The organism is Sphingomonas sp. LHG3406-1 (assembly GCF_029637485.1).
Lineage (GTDB): Bacteria > Pseudomonadota > Alphaproteobacteria > Sphingomonadales > Sphingomonadaceae > Sphingomicrobium.
The window spans coordinates 2,602,440-2,621,605 of sequence record NZ_CP069128.1 but is presented as its reverse complement, the minus strand read 5'-3'; the positions used below and the strand labels follow the sequence as shown (position 1 = coordinate 2,621,605).

General features: G+C 67.2%; 23 protein-coding genes. 15 read left to right on the top strand and 8 right to left on the bottom strand.

Annotated features, from left to right (window positions below):
• Nucleotides 1-7 precede the first annotated feature (7 nt).
• The 4 genes from JOY29_RS12800 (at nt 8) to JOY29_RS12785 (ending at nt 3,325) form a co-directional block, all read left to right on the top strand.
• Nucleotides 8-292, top strand: coding sequence for a hypothetical protein (locus tag JOY29_RS12800; protein ID WP_300973927.1), 285 nt, complete (start codon nt 8-10; stop codon nt 290-292).
• Nucleotides 289-993, top strand: a complete 705-nt coding sequence (gene pyrF, locus JOY29_RS12795; protein ID WP_300973926.1) for an orotidine-5'-phosphate decarboxylase — start codon at nt 289-291, stop codon at nt 991-993. Before JOY29_RS12800 ends, pyrF begins: the two co-directional genes overlap by 4 nt.
• 20 nt (nt 994-1,013) lie before the next feature.
• A complete protein-coding gene (accD, locus tag JOY29_RS12790) occupies nt 1,014-1,868 on the top strand; it encodes an acetyl-CoA carboxylase, carboxyltransferase subunit beta (protein ID WP_300973925.1) in 855 nt (284 codons plus the stop codon).
• Nucleotides 1,869-1,972: 104 nt separating this feature from the next.
• Nucleotides 1,973-3,325, top strand: coding sequence for a folylpolyglutamate synthase/dihydrofolate synthase family protein (locus JOY29_RS12785; protein WP_300973924.1), 1,353 nt, complete (start codon nt 1,973-1,975; stop codon nt 3,323-3,325).
• On the opposite strand, the gene JOY29_RS12780 is transcribed toward JOY29_RS12785, so the two are convergent.
• Both JOY29_RS12780 and JOY29_RS12775 read right to left on the bottom strand, forming a co-directional pair.
• Entirely contained in the window at nt 3,322-4,062 is a 741-nt protein-coding gene (locus JOY29_RS12780) for a tetratricopeptide repeat protein (RefSeq protein WP_300973923.1), read from the bottom strand. The genes JOY29_RS12785 and JOY29_RS12780 overlap by 4 nt on opposite strands.
• On the bottom strand, nt 4,059-5,456 hold the full coding sequence (locus tag JOY29_RS12775; protein ID WP_300973922.1) for an MFS transporter: 1,398 nt from the start codon (nt 5,454-5,456) through the stop codon (nt 4,059-4,061). Before JOY29_RS12775 ends, JOY29_RS12780 begins: the two co-directional genes overlap by 4 nt.
• Nucleotides 5,457-5,563: 107 nt before the next feature.
• Here JOY29_RS12775 and JOY29_RS12770 point away from each other — a divergent pair, with 107 nt between their 5' ends.
• Nucleotides 5,564-6,709, top strand: coding sequence for an aromatic ring-hydroxylating dioxygenase subunit alpha (locus JOY29_RS12770; protein WP_300973921.1), 1,146 nt, complete (start codon nt 5,564-5,566; stop codon nt 6,707-6,709).
• A gap of 3 nt (nt 6,710-6,712) precedes the next feature.
• Here the strand turns inward: JOY29_RS12770 and JOY29_RS12765 are convergent, their stop codons facing one another.
• Complete coding sequence (locus JOY29_RS12765) at nt 6,713-7,195, bottom strand: response regulator (protein ID WP_300973920.1); 483 nt, start codon at nt 7,193-7,195, stop codon at nt 6,713-6,715.
• Between JOY29_RS12765 and JOY29_RS12760 the strand changes: the two genes are divergently transcribed.
• The 7 genes from JOY29_RS12760 (at nt 7,194) to JOY29_RS12730 (ending at nt 12,056) form a co-directional block, all read left to right on the top strand.
• On the top strand, nt 7,194-8,045 hold the full coding sequence (locus JOY29_RS12760) for a pseudouridine synthase (protein ID WP_300973919.1): 852 nt from the start codon (nt 7,194-7,196) through the stop codon (nt 8,043-8,045). The genes JOY29_RS12765 and JOY29_RS12760 overlap by 2 nt on opposite strands.
• A gap of 136 nt (nt 8,046-8,181) precedes the next feature.
• Entirely contained in the window at nt 8,182-8,805 is a 624-nt protein-coding gene (locus JOY29_RS12755; RefSeq protein WP_300973918.1) for a 50S ribosomal protein L25/general stress protein Ctc, read from the top strand.
• Between the two features lie 125 nt (nt 8,806-8,930).
• Nucleotides 8,931-9,503 carry an aminoacyl-tRNA hydrolase gene (pth, locus tag JOY29_RS12750; RefSeq protein WP_300973917.1) on the top strand — a complete coding sequence of 191 codons (573 nt, stop codon included), beginning with the start codon at nt 8,931-8,933 and terminating at the stop codon, nt 9,501-9,503.
• On the top strand, nt 9,503-10,084 hold the full coding sequence (locus JOY29_RS12745; protein ID WP_300973916.1) for a TIGR02466 family protein: 582 nt from the start codon (nt 9,503-9,505) through the stop codon (nt 10,082-10,084). Before pth ends, JOY29_RS12745 begins: the two co-directional genes overlap by 1 nt.
• Before the next feature lie 42 nt (nt 10,085-10,126).
• Entirely contained in the window at nt 10,127-11,227 is a 1,101-nt protein-coding gene (gene ychF / locus JOY29_RS12740) for a redox-regulated ATPase YchF (protein ID WP_300973915.1), read from the top strand.
• 137 nt (nt 11,228-11,364) lie between these two features.
• Nucleotides 11,365-11,703, top strand: a complete 339-nt coding sequence (locus JOY29_RS12735; RefSeq protein WP_300973914.1) for a hypothetical protein — start codon at nt 11,365-11,367, stop codon at nt 11,701-11,703.
• Nucleotides 11,704-11,822: 119 nt separating this feature from the next.
• On the top strand, nt 11,823-12,056 hold the full coding sequence (locus tag JOY29_RS12730; protein WP_300973913.1) for a hypothetical protein: 234 nt from the start codon (nt 11,823-11,825) through the stop codon (nt 12,054-12,056).
• A gap of 352 nt (nt 12,057-12,408) precedes the next feature.
• On the opposite strand, the gene JOY29_RS12725 is transcribed toward JOY29_RS12730, so the two are convergent.
• From JOY29_RS12725 to petA, 4 genes are all read right to left on the bottom strand, one after another.
• Nucleotides 12,409-12,942, bottom strand: coding sequence for an adenine phosphoribosyltransferase (locus JOY29_RS12725; protein WP_300973912.1), 534 nt, complete (start codon nt 12,940-12,942; stop codon nt 12,409-12,411).
• Nucleotides 12,943-13,132: 190 nt separating this feature from the next.
• Nucleotides 13,133-14,068, bottom strand: coding sequence for a cytochrome c1 (locus tag JOY29_RS12720; RefSeq protein ID WP_300973911.1), 936 nt, complete (start codon nt 14,066-14,068; stop codon nt 13,133-13,135).
• Nucleotides 14,069-14,084: 16 nt separating this feature from the next.
• Nucleotides 14,085-15,404 (bottom strand): cytochrome b N-terminal domain-containing protein, encoded by a 1,320-nt coding sequence (locus JOY29_RS12715; RefSeq protein WP_300973910.1) that lies wholly within the window; start codon nt 15,402-15,404, stop codon nt 14,085-14,087.
• 10 nt (nt 15,405-15,414) lie between these two features.
• Nucleotides 15,415-15,972, bottom strand: coding sequence for a ubiquinol-cytochrome c reductase iron-sulfur subunit (gene petA, locus JOY29_RS12710; protein WP_300975541.1), 558 nt, complete (start codon nt 15,970-15,972; stop codon nt 15,415-15,417).
• Between the two features lie 345 nt (nt 15,973-16,317).
• Here petA and hemF point away from each other — a divergent pair, with 345 nt between their 5' ends.
• Nucleotides 16,318-17,163, top strand: coding sequence for an oxygen-dependent coproporphyrinogen oxidase (gene hemF, locus JOY29_RS12705; RefSeq protein ID WP_300973909.1), 846 nt, complete (start codon nt 16,318-16,320; stop codon nt 17,161-17,163).
• 16 nt (nt 17,164-17,179) lie between these two features.
• Here hemF and JOY29_RS12700 read toward each other — a convergent pair whose 3' ends face one another.
• Nucleotides 17,180-17,998 (bottom strand): hypothetical protein, encoded by an 819-nt coding sequence (locus tag JOY29_RS12700; protein WP_300973908.1) that lies wholly within the window; start codon nt 17,996-17,998, stop codon nt 17,180-17,182.
• Between the two features lie 81 nt (nt 17,999-18,079).
• On the opposite strand from JOY29_RS12700, the gene lipB reads away from it, so the two are divergent.
• Together lipB and JOY29_RS12690 are read left to right on the top strand one after the other, a co-directional pair.
• Nucleotides 18,080-18,724 (top strand): lipoyl(octanoyl) transferase LipB, encoded by a 645-nt coding sequence (gene lipB, locus JOY29_RS12695; protein ID WP_300973907.1) that lies wholly within the window; start codon nt 18,080-18,082, stop codon nt 18,722-18,724.
• 102 nt (nt 18,725-18,826) lie between these two features.
• Nucleotides 18,827-19,069, top strand: a complete 243-nt coding sequence (locus tag JOY29_RS12690; protein ID WP_300973906.1) for a hypothetical protein — start codon at nt 18,827-18,829, stop codon at nt 19,067-19,069.
• Nucleotides 19,070-19,166 lie beyond the last annotated feature (97 nt).

The window sequence follows — 19,166 nt, the reverse complement described above, 5'->3', positions numbered from 1 at the left end:
AGCTTCCATGCAGTTCCTGCGAACGCTCTTCTGGGTCGTCCTTGCGGTATTCCTGGCAATCATCGCCCGCAACAACTGGACGGACGTGACCATCAACCTGTGGGGCAGCCTGCAGGCGGACATCAAGCTTCCGCTGCTGGTCGGCATCGCCGTCCTGGCCGGTTTCCTGCCGCCCTTCCTGTGGCTGCGCGCACGCCTGTGGTCGCTCCAGCGCCGCCTGTCGGTCGCCAATCCGCCGGCCCCCGCACCGGCAGTTCCGGCACCGTCCGAGCCCATCGGGCCGGCACAATGACCAACCCCATCTTCGTCGCCCTCGACACGCCCGACCTCGATCGTGCGCGCGCCCTTGCCGAAGCGGTCGCGCCTCATGTCGGCGGCTTGAAGCTCGGCCTCGAATTCTTCGCCGCCAATGGCCCCGCCGGCGTGCGCCTCCTTGCCCAAGGTGGCCTGCCGATCTTCCTCGACCTGAAGCTCCACGACATCCCCAACACGGTCGGCAAGGCCGTCGCCGCGCTGGCGCCGCTCGCACCCGCCGTGCTGACCGTCCACGCCGCCGGCGGCCGCGCCATGCTGAAGGCGGCCAAGGCCGCCGCCCCGTCCGGCTGCAAGGTCGTCGCCGTGACCGTCCTCACCAGCCTCGACTCCTCCGACCTCGCCGACGCCGGGATCGCCGGCAGCCCGGCCGAGCAGGTCGAGCGCCTCGCCGACCTCACCCGAAGCGCAGGCTGCGACGGCATCGTCTGCTCGGGCGAGGAGGTCGGGGATATCTCGGCGCGCTGGCCGGAGGGCACCTTCGTCGTCCCCGGCCTCCGCCCCGCGGGCGATGACCTCGGCGACCAGAAGCGCGTGCTCACCCCCGTCGAGGCCCTTTCGCGCGGCGCCTCCATCCTCGTCATCGGCCGCCCGATCACCGCCGCCGCCGACCCGGCCGAGGCCGCTCGGCGCATCGCCGCTTCCCTCCAGGCCGCGCCGGCGCTACCCGCCACCGCCTGATTCATTCACAAGGAACAGCCATGAGCTGGCTCAGCCGGGTCCGCAACAGCATCTCGTTCCTGCCCAAGCGGCAGACCACCGACACGCTGTGGCACAAGTGCAAGAAGTGCGGATCGATGGTCTTCACCAAGGAATGGGAAGACAATCTCCAGGTCTGCCCGCGCTGCGATCACCACAATCGCATTCGCGCGGAGACCCGCTTCGCCCAGGTCTTCGACGAGGGCGCCTATGAACTGCTGTCCTCGCCCGAAGTGCGCGAGGATCCGCTCAAGTTTCGCGACACCAAGCGCTACATCGACCGCATCAAGGCGGCGCGCACCACGACCGAGCAGAAGGACGCCTTGCTCAACGCGCGCGGGACGATCGGCGGCCGGACCGCGGTGGTCGGCGTGCAGGATTTCGCCTTCATGGGCGGATCGATGGGCGTGGCGGTCGGCTCGGCCTTCGTCGCCGGGGTCGAGGCGGCGATCGCGGCGCATGCCCCCTACATCGTCTTCACCGCGGCCGGCGGCGCCCGCATGCAGGAAGGCATCCTCAGCCTGATGCAGATGCCCCGCACGACCGTCGCGCTCGAACTGCTGCGCGAGGCGGGCCTCCCCTATATCGTCGTGCTGACCGACCCCACCACTGGCGGCGTCACCGCCAGCTACGCCATGCTCGGCGACGTCCAGCTCGCCGAGCCGGGCGCCCTCATCGGCTTCGCCGGCCAGCGCGTGATCGAGCAGACCATTCGGGAAAAGCTCCCCGAAGGCTTCCAGCGCGCCGAATATCTGCTCGAGCATGGCATGATCGACATGGTCGTCCCCCGCGCCGCCCTGCGTGAGCGGCTGATCCAGCTGATCGACTATCTCGCCCCGGTGCGGGAGGCGGCGTGACCATCCTCCCCCTCCCGCTTGCGGGAGGGGGCCGGGGGGAGGGCCTGTGGGGCCTTCACCCGCACAGGCCCTCCTCATCCCCTTGCGCACGCAGGAATGGGTAGATGGCCGACTTCGCCCGCTCCACCCATCCCGGCGTGGCCGCCCAACTCGCCCGCCTCGCCGCCATCTCCCCGTCCGGCGACCGCCTTGGGCTCGAGCGGATCACCGCCCTCTTGTCCCGCCTCGGCGACCCGCACCTCCACCTGCCACCCGTTTTCCACGTCGCCGGGACCAACGGCAAGGGCTCGACCTGTGCCTTCCTCCGCGCCGCGCTGGAGGCCGATGGCCGGACGGTTCACGTCTTCACCTCGCCCCACCTCGTCCGCTTCAACGAGCGCATCCGGGTCGCCGGCAGGCTGATCGGGGACGATCAACTCGAAGCCCTCTTGAGCGAGGTCAACGACCACGCCGCGGGCATCGAGCCGAGCTTCTTCGAGGTGACGGCGGCCGCTGCCTTCCTCGCCTTCGCGCGCACGCCGGCCGATGCCTGCGTGATCGAGGTCGGGCTCGGCGGGCGGCTGGACGCCACCAACGTGGTGCCCGATCCCGCCGTCGCCGGCATTGCTGCGCTTGGGCTCGACCACCAGGAATGGCTCGGCCCCAAGCTCATGCACATCGCTCGCGAAAAGGCCGGGATCGCCAAGAAGGGGCGCCCGCTGGTGACGATGGATTACGAGCCCTCCGCCACGCTCGCGATCGAGAAAGTGGCGGAGGCGGCGGGCGCCCATCTGCTCATGCACGGCCGGGCATGGGGCGGGAGGGCCCTGCCGCAGTGGCTCGAATATTGGGACGAGACGTCCAGAAGGCTGTCTCCCCACACCCGGCAAGAGGAGAGATTCTCGCCGCCCTCCGCCCTCGCCGGCAAGCATCAGTACCGCAATTATCTGCTCGCCATCGCCATGCTGCGGCATCAGGACCGGGTGCCGGTCAGGACGGAGAGCCTGGACATGGCGGGCAAGCTCGCCCGCTGGCCGGCGCGGATGCAGCAGCTCGGGTCCGGGCCCTTGCGCGACCTGTTGCCGCCGTCCGCGGAACTCTGGCTCGATGGCGGGCACAATGAGTCGGCGGCGCGGGCGCTTGCGGGCTGGCTGGCCAGGGACGCGCTGCAGGGGCGGCCGTGTTCACTCGTCCTCGGCATGCTGGCGAACAAGGATGCCGACGGCTTCATCGCCCGCCTCGCCCCGCATCTGCGGGCTCTGGTCGCCGTTCCGGTGCCCGGGCACGATCACCATGCTCCGGCGGCGCTCGCGGCGCTTGGCGCGCGTCACGGCATCGCCGATTGCGCGACGGCCCCGGGCCCTGCCGCCGCCGTCCGCATGATCGCCGAGCGGGGCGCTGGCGAACTGACCCTGATCGCCGGCTCCCTCTATCTCGCGGGCGAGGTGCTGGCCCTCAACGACGAGGTGCCGGACTAGGCCCTGAGCCTTGCAAGTTCGCCCATCGCCCAGTCGTACATGCCGGCCTCTTCGGCCCGCGACTGCCGGTCGAGGTGGCGCATCCGCTGCTCGACTTCCTGCAGCACCATGCGGGCGTCGCGCTTGCGCCCCATCTTCAGCAGCAGCGCAGCATGACGGCAACGCGCCTCGTCGCCGGGCAGTCGCTGGCTGACGTCCGCATAGATCGGAAGCGCCTCGTCGTCCCGGCCAAGGTCTTCGAGTATGCGCGCCCGAAGCAGGGCCACGCGATCCCGATCGCTCTGCACGCTGGGAGCCGGCAGCCGGTCGACCGTCTCCAGCGCCTCGCTCGCCTGGTCGTTGAGATACAGACAGCGGGCGAGCCGCTCGCCCGACCGGAAGTCGGGCCGCGGACCGGCAGCGGCGCGATAGAGCGGCAAGGCTTCGCCGTGGCGGCCAAGGTCACTGAGCGCATCCGCCACCCGGCTCCGGTTGGCGACGGTGTCGGCCAGATCGAGCGCCGACCGGGCCGATCGCAACTCCCGCTCCGGATCAAGCCGCCGCCCGACCTCCGCCCGCGCCTGGCGGAAGTGCCGGTTGTGCTGGAAGCGCGGGAGCACCTCGATGATGAGATAGGCGATGGTGCTCGCCAGCGGCAGGAACAGGAGCGCCATGATCCACAAGTTGTTCCGGCGATTGCGGATCACGTCGACGATCATCGCAATCTGAATGGCGAGGATGGCGACGAACATGATCATGCGGTTGCGCGCTCCCCGCCGGGCGGCCCGTCATCCTCGGTACTCGGCTGCCGCACCGACTGCACGACATAGCCCTTGCTCCACAGCAGCCAGAGCAGGAACATGCCCGGGATGGCGGCGACGATGGTCAGGCCCCAGAAGCCGACCCAGCCGAGATTCTCCGCCGCGATGCCGGCCGGCGTCGACAGCCAGGTCCGCCCGACCGCGGCGAAGGACGAGAGCAGCGCGAACTGGGTCGCAGTATAGGCGAGGCTGGACAGGCCGGAGAGGTAGGTGGTGAACACCGTCAGCCCGATTCCGCTGGTCAGGTTCTCCGTCACGACCGCCGCCACCAGCATCCAGTAATTGTTGCCGACCATCGCCAGCATCATGAACATGACGTTCGAGAACATCATCAGCAGGCCCGAGTAGAGCAAGGCCCTGCCCATGCCGAGCCAGAGGATGAACGGTGCGCCGATCGCCGACCCGACGATCAGTGCGGCAAAGCCCCAGGCCTTGTTGGCCGACACATAGTCGAGGTCCGCAAAACCCAGCTCGACGATCATCGGCGAGAGCATGATCTGGCCCATCGCATCGCCCACCTTGTAGAGGAGGACGAAGGCGAGGATCAGGAAGGCGCCGTTGCGACCGAGGAACTCGCGGAACGGGTTCCACACTGTCTCGCGCAGCCATTGCCCCGCCTTCTTGCCCGATGCTTCGGCGAAGCGGTCGACATAGCGGCCAGGCCCGACCCACAGCGCACCGACGATCGCCGGAATGATCGCCAGTCCGGTCAGTGCATAGGCGGCGCCCCAGCCAAGACCGAGCCCCTCGCTCGACGCGATGAAGATGGTGCCCGCGCCGGCGATCAGATTGCCGGTGCGATAGCCGAACTGGTTGGTGGCCGTGCCGTGCGCCATCTCGTCATCGTCGAGAATCTCGATGCGGTAGGCGTCGATCACGATGTCCTGCGTCGCCGACAGGAAGGCGACCAGGATCGCCCAGAAGGCGAAGGTGCCCATGGCGCCCACCTGCGGATTGCTCGACCCCAGCTGCCACACGGCGACAAGCAGCAGCGCCTGGATGAAGAACAGCCAACTGCGTCGCTGGCCGAAGATTCGCGTCAGCACCGGCAGCGGCAGCTTGTCGACCAGCGGCGCCCACAGGAACTTCAGCGTGTAGGGGGTCGTAAGGCCGACGGCGAAGCCGATCGTCGCCTTGTCGATGCCGACCTTGGACAGCCAGAAGGTCATGGTCGAGAGCAGAAGCGTCAGCGGGAAGCCGCTGCTGATGCCGAGCAGGAAGGCGACCAGCGGGCGCTTGCGCAGGTAGGGGCGGAAAGACTCGATCCGCGTCGCAAGCAGGCCGAGGGAGACCAGCAATCCCACGAAGATTGCGACCTGCAGACCGTTCATTCCCGTTCCTTGCCTAGACCTTGTCCGCGCGACCCTAGCAGCAGCACTGCGCCTGAACAGTGGGTGAGTGCTTGCGCTCGTCACTCGGGAAGCGCAGTCTGGCGAGGATGGACGTTCCCCTGCTGTCGACCCGTCCGACGCCCGGCCAGCGGGCGCTTGCCGAACGGCTTGCCGGCGGCGAGGAGGCGCTCGGGGCGGGTCTGGCCCGCCTGCCCGCCTCCCTCTACACCGACGAGGGTCGCTTCACCGTCGAACAGGAGCGACTGTTCGGCCGCCTGCCCCTGCTCCTCGCGCCCTCTGCCCTGCTGCCCTCACCCAGGCAGGCGACGGCGCATGATGCCTATGGCCTGCCGCTGATCGTCAGCCGTGACGGCAATGGGCGGGCCCATGTCCTCGCCAACGTCTGCCGCCATCGCGGCACCCGGCTGATCGAGCAGGACGGCGTGGTGCCCGCCGCGCGCATCGTCTGCCCCTATCATGCCTGGACCTACACGCCCGACGGCAGCCTTGCCGCCCTGCCCCGGCCCGACTGCTTCCCCGGGCTCGACAAGAAGGATCATGCACTGCGCCGCTTTCCGGTGCGGGAGAGCGGCGGCCTGCTGTGGTACGCGCGCTCGGCAGACGCCGACTTCTCAGCGGTTGACGCCCTCGCGCCGGACATGGACGCGTTCGGCCTCTCCTCCCTCCATCTCTACCGCCGCCGTACCCACGACGTTGCCGCCAACTGGAAGCTGATCGTCGACGCCTTCCTCGAAAGCTATCACGTCCAGCGCCTCCATGCGGCGACCATCGCGCCCTTCTTCGCCGACGGCATCACCGCCGCCGACCGCATCGGCCCGCACCAGCGCGCGGCGGTGGGCCGCACCGACTATCTGGCAAAGGTCAACCGCGACGACTGGCGGCAGCTGCGCAAGGCGGTCACCTACACCTACCATTTCTTCCCCAACGCCATCCTGATCGTCAGCCCGGATTATGTGAACCTTCTCACCTGCTATCCGCAGGACGTGGGGCGCACGCTGGTCGAGGACGTCATGCTCATCCCCGCGCCGCCGCAAAGCGAGGAGGAGGAGCGTCACTGGCAGAAGAGCTGGGATCTGCTCGACGGCGGAACCTTCGCGGCCGAGGATTTCCGCGCCGCCGCCCTCTGTCACCAGGGGCTTGCCAGCGGCCTCATCGGCGACGTCACCCTCGGCACGCTTGAGCATGGCCTCGCCGACTTCCACGCCATGATCGAAGCCGCGCTGGAGGGCTGAGGCTCAGGCCGCCAGTGGCGCCGGGAACAGGATGACGCCTTCCGGCGCCTTCACCTTCGTCTTGCCGGCGAGCAGCTGCTCGATCGCCTTGAGCGCGGCCTTCAGTCGCCGCTCGTTATAGGGCTTGAGGAGCACGCCCATCGCCAGCGCCTCCCCGCCCTCCGGCGGCTCGGCAGTGGCGAACAGCACCGGCACGCCGAGCTTCTTGGCTTCCACCGCCAGGTCGAGCCCGCTGCGCTGGCCGGTGAGTGTGAGGTCGGTAAGGATGAGGTCGACACCCCTCTCCTCCGCCTCTTCCCCATCTTCTTCCGTTCCCGCCACCTGTTCGCGGGCAAGCACCGCCAGCGCATCGCCGACCCTATCGACCGTCGCCACCACCGTGTAACCGGCGGCTTCGACCATCATTTCATTGTCGAAGGCGACGAGCGGCTCGTCCTCCACGATAAGGATGCGCTTGACGTGGCGTTCCCGTGTCCCGAACAGCATGCGCACCTTGAAAGGTAAGAGATTGTCACCGCAACGAACGAGGGCCCCGCGCGGTCCGAATCGGCCGGCCCAGGCGAACGATAAACCGAATCGCCGTGCCCCGTCAGCAACAAGAGCCGTGCCACGCGAAACCGGGCCGCAACGCATCGCCAAACTGCTCGCGCGGGCCGGAGTGGCCTCCCGCCGCGACATCGAGCGGATGATCGCCGATGGCCGCATCGCGCTCGATGGCAATGTCCTGACCACCCCGGCCACCTTGCTCGAGGATCTCAAGGGCGTGACGGTCGACGGCAAGCCGGTGGCCGCCCCGGAAGCCGCGCGCCTGTGGCGCTTCTACAAGCCGGCCGGCTGCCTGACCGCCGCCTTCGACCCCAAGGGGCGGCCGACCATCTACGACCGGATGCCGCCGGGCCTGCCGCGGGTGATGCCCGTCGGCCGGCTCGACTTCATGACCGAAGGGCTGCTGCTGCTCACCAACGATGGCGAACTGAAGCGAAAGCTGGAGCTACCCTCCACCGCGATCGTCCGCCGATATCGTGCAAGGGCGTTCGGCGAGGTCACCCAGGCGCAGCTCGAAACCTTGTCCGAAGGCATTGAGATCGACGGCATCCGCTACGGCTCGATCGATGCCAATCTGGAACGCCGCACCGGCCGCAACTGCTGGATCGAGCTCGCCCTTACGGAGGGCAAGAACCGCGAAGTCCGCAACGTCCTTGCCCATCTCGGCCTTCAGGTGTCGCGTCTGATCCGGACCAGCTACGGCCCCTTCTCGATGGAAGAGCTCGATCCCGGCCAGATTGGCGAGGTCCAGCGCGAGGAGCTGTTCCGGTTCAGGCAGACGCTGAAGTAAGGGCTTGCCCCCGGCAACTCGGCTGTGCTGCCGATTTGCCATTCGGCCCCACCCGCGCTATGCGCCCGCCCGCTCCTGCATGGTCATCCCTGGAGGCGTGGGGAGCGGTAACTTACTCTTTCAAAGGAATGCACGCATGAGCGAACAGCTGACGCTGCCCGCCGAGACGCGCGACCGGGCTGGCAAGGGAGCCTCCCGTGAACTGCGCAATCAGGGTCGGGTCCCCGCCGTTGTCTACGGCGCCAACCAGGAGCCGCTGAGCATCCACGTCGAGGAAAAGCTCCTCGCCAAGATGCTCTCGACCGGTCACTTCATGAACTCGGTCGTGATGATCGACGCCGGTGGCCAGACGACGCGCACCCTGCCCAAGGACGTGCAGTTCCACCCCGTCACCAGCCGCCCGGTCCACGTCGACTTCCTCCGCATCTCGGAGCACAGCAAGGTCACCGTCGCGGTGCCCGTGCGCTTCACCGATGAAGAGGAAAGCGCCGGCATCAAGCGCGGCGCGGTGCTCAACATCGTCAAGCACGAGATCGACCTCAGCTGCGACGCGTCGGAAATCCCCGACGACATCGCGATCAGCCTCAAGGGCCTCGACGTCGGCGATTCGATCCACATCTCGAACGTCTCCCTGCCCAAGGGCGCGACCCCGACCATCACCGACCGCGACTTCACCATCGCCACCATCGTCGCTCCGTCGGCGCTGAAGAGCGATGAAGGCGACACCGCCACCGAAGCCGCCGAAGGCGAAGGCGAGTAAGCGAACCTCCCCTCCCGCCTGCGGGAGGGGAAAGCCGCGTTGCGGCAGGGGAGGGCCTGTGATGTCAGGACTGGCACGACGCGCCCTCCCCCTGCCCTTCCCGCAAGCGGGAGGGGAGTAAGGGCATGCAGCTCTGGACCGGCCTCGGTAATCCCGGCGTCCAATATGCCCTCCACCGGCACAATGTCGGCTTCATGGCGCTGGACGTCATCGCCGAGATCCACCATTTCGGCCCGTGGCAGAAGAAGTTCCGGAGCCTGGTCGCCGAAGGCCGTATCGGCTCGTCCAGGATCCTGCTCCAGAAGCCCCAGACCTTCATGAACGACAGCGGCGACGCGGTTCAGCAGGCATTGCGCTTCTTCAAGCTCGACGAGACCGCCCTTACCGTCTTCCATGACGAGCTCGACCTCGCGCCGATGAAGGTCAAGGTGCGCATCGGCGGCGGCCTCGCGGGCCACAACGGCCTTCGCTCGATCAATGCCGCCCTCGGCCCCGACTTCCGCCGTGTGCGCATCGGCATCGGCCACCCCGGCCACAAGGACAAGGTCACGCCCCATGTCCTCGGCAATTACGCCAAGAGCGAGATGGACGCCCTCTCCGACCTGCTCGCCGCCATCGCCGCCGAGGCTCCCTGGCTCGCGAGCGGCGATGACGCCCGCTTCATGAGCGACGTCGCGCTTCGCCTGCAGGACGACTGATGCGCCAGCTCTTCGCCACCCCTCTCCACGAGGCCGACCTCGCCATCGACCTCGACGAACTCGCCCATTCCATCCGCACCCTTTCCGAGGACGACGGCGCCGGCCGCCGCTGGGCGAAGGAGCATGGCTACAAGGGCTATACCAGCTACGCCTCGCTGAACGACCTGCCGCGCCGCGATCCCGTCTTCGCCGACCTGGCGAAGCTGCTCGCCCGCCACGCCGCCACCTTCGCCCGGGAGCTTGCCTGGGACGTGAAGCCCAAGCTCGACAGCCTGTGGGTCAACCTGCTTCGCGGCGGCGGGCACCACAGCGCGCACATCCACCCCCATTCGATCCTGTCGGGCACCCTCTACGTCGAAGTGCCCCAGGGCAGCGGCGCCATCCGCTTCGAGGACCCGCGCCTGCCAATGATGATGGCCGCCCCGACCCGCCGCCTGGACGCGCCCGAGCCGCTCCAGCCCTTTGTCGCCGTCCAGCCTCGCCCCGGCCAGCTCCTCCTGTGGGAAAGCTGGCTGCGCCACGAAGTCCTCCCCGGCACCGGCAAGGCCGAGCGGCTGAGCGTCAGCTTCAATTTCGCCTGATCCCTGCTAGAGGGCGGGCAAACCAGAAAACAAGGACGAACCATGGGCTTCCGCTGCGGCATCGTCGGCTTGCCGAACGTCGGCAAATCGACCCTCTTCAATGCGCTCACCGAAACGCAGGCGGCGCAGGCGGCCAATTATCCCTTCTGCACCATCGAGCCGAACGTCGGCCAGGTCGCCGTTCCCGATCCACGCCTCGACCAGCTGGCCGCCATCGCCAAATCGGCCAAGATCATCGCGACGCAGCTGGGCTTCGTCGACATCGCCGGCCTGGTGAAGGGTGCCTCCAAGGGCGAGGGCCTCGGCAACCAGTTCCTCGGCAACATCCGCGAGGTGGACGCCATCGTCCACGTCCTCCGCTGCTTCGAGAATGACGACATCCAGCATGTCTCGAACAAGGTCGATCCGCTGGCCGACGCCGAAGTGGTCGAGACCGAACTCCTCCTCGCCGACCTCGAAAGCCTCGAGAAGCGCGTGCCCAACCTCGTCAAGAAGGGCCAGCAGGGCGACAAGGAATCGAAGATCGCCGCTAGCGTCCTCAGCCAGGCGCTCGACCTGCTGCGCGAAGGCAAGCCGGCGCGCCTGACCCAGCCGAAGGACGAGGAGGAAGCCCGCGTCTTCTCGCAGGCCCAGCTGATCACCGCCAAGCCGATCCTCTACGTCTGCAACGTCAACGAGGAGGATGCCGCCAACGGCAACGACCTGTCGGCCAAGGTCTTCGAAAAGGCCAGGGCCGAAGGCGCCAACGCCGTCGTCGTCTCGGCCGCGATCGAGGCCGAACTGGTCGGGATGGAGATAGACGAGCGGCTCGCCTTCCTCGAGGAGATGGGCCTCTCCGAAACCGGCCTCGCCCGCGTCATCCGCTCGGGCTACGACCTCCTCCACCTCATCACCTTCTTCACCGTCGGCCCCAAGGAAGCGCGCGCCTGGACCGTGGAGAAGGGCGCCAAGGCCCCGCAGGCGGCGGGCGTCATCCACTCAGACTTCGAACGCGGCTTCATCCGCGCCGAGACAATCGCCTTCGACGACTATGTCGCCCTCGGCGGCGAAGCCGGCGCCCGCGACGCCGGCAAGCTCCGCCAGGAAGGCAAGGAATATGTCGTGGCGGACGGCGACGTCCTCCACTTCAAGTTCAACGTCTGACGCCTGTCTTCCCGAGCGCGGGAAGGGCTGGGAACGTCCGGCGTTGCTTGGTCCCCAAGGGTCACAAAGGTCAACCGGTGACACGGGGCGCCACAAATGTGCCTTCCGTAGATGAGCAGCAGCAAAGGTCACACGGTGTGACCTATGCTGTGTCGGCAAGCGGATGCGTAAACGAGAGAAAGAGCTGCGCTGGCGAACCGGTCCGGTTAATTGAGCAGGTGAAGTCCTACTTTGCAATCGGTTGCGCGAATGTCTGCTTTGGGTGGAAAGCGGACGTTAGCATGTCTGCCCTTATTGTCAGTTTCATGAAGGAAGCAGCTCTCATCCTGGCCGGATATCTCGGCGCTGTCCTGAGCGGCATACTCGTAAAACGCTTCAGGCCAGACTTGTCCGATCGGAAAGCAGAGGCGCTTGGTATGCTGGCGCTGATGGTAACTCTCGGCGCGCTTATCGCACTGGCGATACTTACCCGGTAGCGCCTGATAACCTAGCGGAAGGACGGTCGGGAACGGGTGGAAAGCAGACGTTCGCCTCTTGCAGCCTGTTCTTCTCTTGTTCTCCGGCGGCTTAAGTGGTAGAGAAGCAATCCTCACCAGTGCGTGAGAACAAGGCCGCCTTCCGAGGCGGCTTTTTTGCTGCCCGAAAGGACCGAGGCACCTTGCAAGAAATTGCATGGGTGCTGGATCTGCTGACCTCGGGCGTCGTCCACATTCTCAAGGCCAACGGACCTGAAGACACCACGTTGTTTGTGGCCGTCTTCGGGTTTGTGGATAGGTGGATGGACCGGCGCACGCCCAAGGCCAAGCAGCCCAAGCGCAGCCGCGACTAACCGCACACTCGCCCGTGCAGATGAGGTGATTGTCGCGGAGGCGGAGCTATGCCCGAACTCGGCTTAGTCTGAAGGTCCGCAATGGGTCGAAAGCAGACATAAGCCCGCCCGCGCGTTCGGGCGTTCATGGCTTCTTCTCCCGCCCTTCGCATCGGCACCGAGGGCTGCGGGCGGGCGGGCGCTGGTGCATCTTCGACAATACGGCAGGCAGCGCGGCGGCGGGGGACTCGCTGGGGTTGATGGGGGCATTGGGTCTGTCTCCTTCGTCACCCCGGACTTGATCCGGGGTCCCGCTATCTCGGGTGCAAGAAGGAAGAAGCGCGACCCCGAGGCGAGCCCGGGATGACGGTAGTCAGTGTCCTTCGAAGGGCAGCAGGCTGTGGGTGTCGATGCCGTCGGCTTTGAGCTTCTCCGCCCCGCCGAGGTCCGGCAGGTCGATGAGGAAGCGCGCGCCCACGATCTCGCCCCCCGCCCTGCGCACCAGCCGCGCCGCCGCCAGCGCCGTGCCACCGGTGGCGATGAGGTCGTCGGCGAGCAGCACCGTGGCTCCGGGCGTGCAGGCGTCGACATGCATGGTCAGCCGGTCGGTGCCATATTCCAGCGCATAATCCTCGGCGATGGTCTCGCCCGGCAGCTTGCCGTCCTTGCGGACGAGGAGGAGGCCGGCGCCTAGCCTCAGCGCCAGCGCCGTCGCGACGACGAAGCCGCGCGCTTCCATTCCCGCCACCAGGTCCGGCCGCCCCGGCACGCTCGCCGCCAGATGGTCGATCGCCGCCGCGAAGCCCTCGGCATGAAGCAGCAGGGTCGTGACATCGCGAAAGAGGATTCCGGGTTTGGGATGGTCCGGAATGGTGCGCACCAGCGCGCGGATCTGTTCGGGGGTCATGCTGTTCCTTGAACGTCATCCCGGGCTCGACCCGGGATCCGCCTGCCTTTGTACGACCCGGCACATCAGAAGGAAGGCAGGCGCCGGGTCAAGCCCGGGGTGACGGAAAGAAGAAGGGGTCCGGAGCGCTGTGCTCCGAACCCCTCCGTCAGCCTTCGGATGCCACCTCCCCCCAGAGGGGGAGGAGCGTTCAGCCGGCGATCCCCCGCTCGGCCTTCTGCTCGTCCATCCGCTCGCGGAAGGCGGGCTCCAGCGGACCGCGGATCGAGACCTGGCGCTTCGCATTCGCCCAGATGTTCCGGTAGGACAGATAGGCAAGCACCGTGGCGATAGCCAAGAAGATCAGCACCGCCCAGCCGGTCCGGTGGCGATTTTCCAGCGTCGGCTCCGCCGTCCACACGAGGAAGGCGGCGATGTCCTTCGCCATCTGGTCCTTGGTCGACTTGGTGCCGTCGGCATAGGTCACCTGACCGTCCGACACGAGCGGCGCCGGCATGGCGATATTGAGGTTGGCGAAATAGGGATTGAAGTGCAGCCCCTGACCCGGCTTCGCATCCTCGGGGACCGGCCGGCCTTCCTCGTTGCGGTAGGTGTTGGCGTCGGCATAGCCGGTCAGCAGCGAATAGACGTAGTTCGCCCCGTCGTGCCGTGCCTCGGTGATCAGGCTGAGGTCGGGCGGAAGCGCATTGTTGTTGGCCGCGCGCGCCGCCGTCTCGTTCGCATAAGGCGACGGGAAGCGGTCGGAGACGAGCGCCTTGCGGGTCGCCGCCTCACCCGTATCGGGATTCACCGTCGGCACCTCGATCGCCCACTGGTTGGCGATCGCCTTCACTTCGGCCTCGGTATAGCCGAGGTCGGCCAGCTGGTAGAAGCTGACATACTTCAGGCTGTGGCAGGCCGAGCAATTTTCCTTGAAGACCTGGAAGCCGCGCTGGAGCTGCGCGCGGTCGAAGCGGCCGAGCATGCCCTCCGTCGACAGCTCCGCCTTCCGCGGGTCCTTGTGGAAGTAATAATAAGCGGCGTGCTCCGGCGGATTGCGGAAATAGTCGACGCCGTTGACGATCAGGCTGATCAGCAGGACGCCGACGAAGCCCAGACCGACGAAGAAACCGATGATGCGGACCATGGGTCTGTGCTCTTTCTTATTCGGCCGGCTGCGGCGCGGTGGTGGTCGTGCCGGAGGGCGCGAGGCCGTAGGGCCGGCTTTCCTTCGACTCGCCGTGCAGCACGCTCTCGGAGATGCTGTTGGGGAGCGGCCGCGGCTTCTCGAACTTCGAGACGAGCGGCAGGATGATCAGGAAGTGGCTGAAGTAATAGGCCGCCGCGACCTGGCTCAGCGCGATCCACGGCTGTTCCGCCGGCATCACGCCGCACAGGCCGAGCAGGAGGATGTCCGCCACCAGCACCCAGAAGAAGATGCGGTAGACCGGGCGGTAGCTGGTCGAACGGATCGGCGAGCGGTCCAGCCAGGTCAGGAAGAACAGCAGCAGGATCGAGGCGAACATCGCCAGCACGCCCCACAGCTTCGCCGGGATGATGAAGTCCACGGTGAAGGCGCGCAGGATGGCGTAGAAGGGCCAGAAATACCATTCCGGCACGATGTGCGCCGGGGTCACCAGCGGGTTGGCCTCGATGTAGTTGTCGGGGTGGCCGAGGCTGTAGGGGAAGAAGAACACCACCAGCGCGAAGATGATCAGCGCGACGCCGATGCCGAAGCCGTCCTTCGCCGTGTAGAAGGGGTGAAAGGGCAGCGTGTCCTTCTCGTCCTTAACGTCGACGCCGGTCGGGTTGGACGAGCCCGGAATGTGCAGCGCCCAGATCTTGAGGATGGTGACGCCCGCGATCACGAACGGCAGCAGATAGTGGAGCGAGAAGAAGCGGGTCAGCGCGGCCTGGTCGGGCGCATAGCCGCCGAGGATGAAGATGCGCAGCGGGTCGCCGACCAGCGGGATCGCCGAGAAGAAGCCGGTGATCACCTGTGCGCCCCAGTAGCTCATCTGCCCCCAGGGAAGGACGTAGCCCATGAAGGCGGTCGCCATCATGAGCAGGTAGATGACAAGGCCCAAGAGCCACACCATCTCGCGCGGGGCCTTGTAGGAGCCGTAGTAGAGACCGCGGAAGATGTGGATGTAGACCACCGCGAAGAAGAAGCTCGCGCCATTCTGGTGGACGTAGCGGAGCACCCAGCCGGCGTTGACGTCGCGCATGATGCGCTCGACGCTGTCGAACGCGCCGCCGACATAGCTGTAATAGTGCATCGCCAGCACGATGCCGGTGATGATCTGGATCATCAGGGCAAGGCCGGCGAGGACTCCGAAGTTCCAGAAGTAGTTGAGGTTGCGCGGGACGGGATAACCGCCGCCGATGGCGCCGTAGACGAGGCGGGGGAGCGGCAGGCGCTCGTCCATCCACTTCATGAACGGCGAGGTGGGTTCGTAGGGCTTGGCCCAGGCAAAGCTCATGGGATGGTCCTCAACCGATCCGGACAACGGTGTCCGAGGTGAATTCATAGTCCGGCACGACCAGGTTGGTCGGCGCCGGGCCCTTACGGATGCGGGCGGCCGTGTCGTAGTGCGAGCCGTGGCACGGGCAGAAATATCCGCCGTAATCGCCCTTGCTCTCGCCCTCGCCGATGCCGAGCGGCACGCAGCCGAGGTGGGTGCAGACGCCGAGCGTGATCAGCCACTGGGTCTTGCCCGGCTTGGTCCGGTCGGCGAGGCTCTGCGGATCGCGCAGCTCACCGAGCGACACCTGGTTGGCGTCCTGGATCTCCTGCGGGGTCAGCTGCTTGATGAAGACCGGCTGCTTGCGCCAGCTGGTCTTGATCCCCTGGCCCGGCTGGATCTTCGACACGTCGACCTCGATCGACGACAGGGCGCGCACGTCGGCCGACGGCGCGGCCTGCATCAGCAGCGGGGCGACCGCGGTCGCGGCGCCGACCCCGGCGAAGCTCACCGCCGCGATGTTGATGAAGTCGCGGCGGCGGACGCCCGGATCGCCGGCTTCGGCCGGAGTGGGCTCGCCGGGCATCATCGGCTGGGTTTGATCGACGGTGGCCATCAAGGGTCCTTGGCTCTCGCTTGAACTGCGCCCGGCGGGAGCCGGGCGGGTGCATGACTTGGGCCCGTGACGGAGTACGGCACGGACGACAGCCGCGCTGATAGCGACCCGTTCATCGCTCCTCAAGGGTCCAAAGGGTGGTGCGGGTGCGAAATGAACATTGTGCGTCACTGACATCGTCACCCCGGACTTGATCCGGGGTCCCGCTACTGGCCGGGCGCCGAAGAAAGAAGCGGGATCCCGGGTCAGGCCCGGGATGACGTGGAGCCGTGATGCGGTTGGCACTTGGCGGCGGCCCCGCTAGCCTCCCGCCGCATGGAAGCACTCGACGCCCAGCAACTCACCGCCCGCGCCTGGTTCGAAGGCCTGCGCACCCGCATCTGCAATGAGTTCGAGGCGATCGAGCGCGAGGCCGGCTCCGACGCCTCGTTCGACTATCTTCCCTGGGACCGGCAGGACCCGTCGGGCGAGCCCGGCGGCGGCGGCGTCCGCGGGCTGATGAAGGGCAAGGTGTTCGAGAAGGTCGGGGTCAACGTCTCGACCGTCGGCGGCACCTTCACGCCCGAGTTCGCAAAATCGATCCCCGGCTCGGAGGAGAACGGCAACCGGTTCTTCGCCACCGGAATCAGCCTTGTCGCCCACATGGCCAATCCGCACGTCCCCGCCGTGCACATGAACACCCGCTTCCTGTGCACGTCGCGCCGCTGGTTCGGCGGCGGCGCGGACCTCAATCCGGCGACCCCCTATCCGCAGGACACCGCCGACTTCCACGCGGCGCTGAAGGCCGCCTGCGACGCGCACGGCGACGACTATTACGAACGCTATTCGAAATGGTGCGAGGAGTATTTCTGGCTTCCCCACCGCAATGTCGCGCGCGGTGTCGGCGGCATCTTCTACGACCGGCTGGAAGGCGATTTCGACGCCAACTTCGCCTTCACCCGGGCGGTCGGCGAAGCCTTTCTCGCCGCCTTCCCGCCGATCGTCCGGCGGCGCATGGGGATGGAGTGGAGCGAGGCCGACATGGACCGCCTGCTCGAATTCCGCGGCCGCTATGCCGAGTTCAACCTGCTCTACGATCGCGGCACGATCTTCGGCCTCAAGACCAACGGCAATGTCGACGCCATCCTGATGAGCCTGCCGCCGCTCGCCAAGTGGAGCTGAGCGGCCGCAGCGCCGCTCAGTCGCCGCCCGCGTGCGGCACCGAGGCATTCGCGCCCGCGTCGCGCGCCTGGACATAGACCCGAGTCAGGAGGACGCCCGAGACTGCCGAAACGGTCGCGCTCAGCGCGCCCTGCACCGCGGCGATCAGGAAGGCGCTGAGGCTCCACGCCGTCGGCTTGCCGAGCAGCAGCAGGATCACCGATCCGAGCGCGCTTCCGACGCCGACCACCAGGATCATGAAGAACAGGCCGATCAGCAGCAGCAGGCCGAAGATCTTGAGCGCCCGGCCGCGCGTCGCGCGCCAGCTGTGCCGGATCAGCCCCACCGGCCCCTCCCGCGTCGCGGCGGCCGCCGGCGCCAGGAACTGCATGTGCGCCGCCACCACGATCAGCAGCACCGTCACCACCATCAGCGCGATGTTGATCCCCGGCGGCAATTGCGCCTCGCTCTGCGGATTGCTCAGCGCCGCCGGGTCGATCCCGCTGGCGGCGAGCAGGACCGCCGCGACCACGACGAACGGCAGCAGCCACAGCACCCAGGAAAGGAGAAGGCTCGGCATCCGCCGGAAGCCGAGCGCCAGCGCGTCGCGCATCGTCAGTTCCGGCCCCATGGCAATCCGGCTGATCGAGATCTGCGCCGCCAGCGCCAGCGCGATCGACAGCAGGAAGACGAGGAGGCTCGCCCCCGAGCCACTTTCCGTCCCCGACGGCATGGCAAGTCCGACGACCAGGTTCGGCAGCAGCATGAAGGCCAGCACCACGGTCACGATCAGCGATCCGTCCCTCGCCAGAACCGCCTTGGTCTCGTCCCATGCGCGGCCGATCGACAATTTCATGTGCGCCGTTCCCATTCCTTGCTGCTCCCGGCGCTTAGCCGCCCTCTTGCCCCTTTGCCAATGATGGCGCCAAGGGGAGCCATGCGCAGCGTCGACGGCATCGAATGGCGGGTCACCGAGGGACTGGTGCCCTATGCGGAGGCGCTTGCCGACATGGAGGCGCGCGCAGCCGCCGTGCAGGACGGCTCGCTTCCCGAGCGCGTCTGGCTGCTCGAGCATCCGCCCCTGTTCACCGCCGGCACCAGCGCCGACCCGGCCGAGCTGTTCAACCCCATGGGCTTTCCCGTCTTCGATGCCGGCCGCGGCGGGCGCTACACTTATCACGGGCCCGGCCAGCGGGTCGGCTATCTCACCCTCGACCTCGCCCGGCGCGGCAAGGACATCCGCTGCTTCGTCCATGCCCTCGAAGGCTGGGTGATCGACGCGCTCGCCGACCTCGGCGTCGCCGCACACCGCTCCCCCGGCCGGATCGGCATCTGGACCGGCGACGGGGCTGCCGAGGCCAAGGTCGGCGCGATCGGGGTGCGGGTGAAGCGCTGGGTGACGCTCCACGGCTTCTCCATCAACGTCGCGCCGGACCTGTCGCACTTCGGGGGAATCGTGCCTTGCGGAATCGCTACCCACGGCGTCACCAGCCTCGAAGCGCTCGGGCGAGCGCAGCGGATGGCGGAACTGGACCTGGCGCTCGAAGCCAAGTTCCCGTCTTTCCTCGCGAAATTGGGCTGACCCGGCCCCCTCTTGGCGGAGGCGAAACGACTCACTACAAAGCGCAGGATTTGTGACGTGGGCCAACCACGCCAGATCGCTATATTTTGAGGGAGTCCTGAAATGCGTGCTTTGATCCTGGTCGCCGGTGCGGCCCTGGCCGTGTCGGCCTGCAGCAGCAACGAAGCTGCCAACAACACCGTCGTGGAAGAGAATGTCGTGGTCGACGCCAATGCGCCGATTGCCGACATGAATGCCATGGACGCCAACATGACCCTCGATGCCAATGCCGTCGACGCCAACGCTCCGGTCGCCGACATCAATGCTGTCGACGCCAATGCGGTGGTCACCAACAACGCCGCCTAACTGGCGCGTTGCCGGTCCAGTCGGACCGGTGGTGACAAGGACAAGGGGCTGTCGGCCTGGCCGGCGGCCCCTTTTCTCATGGCCTCAAAGCCGCTAG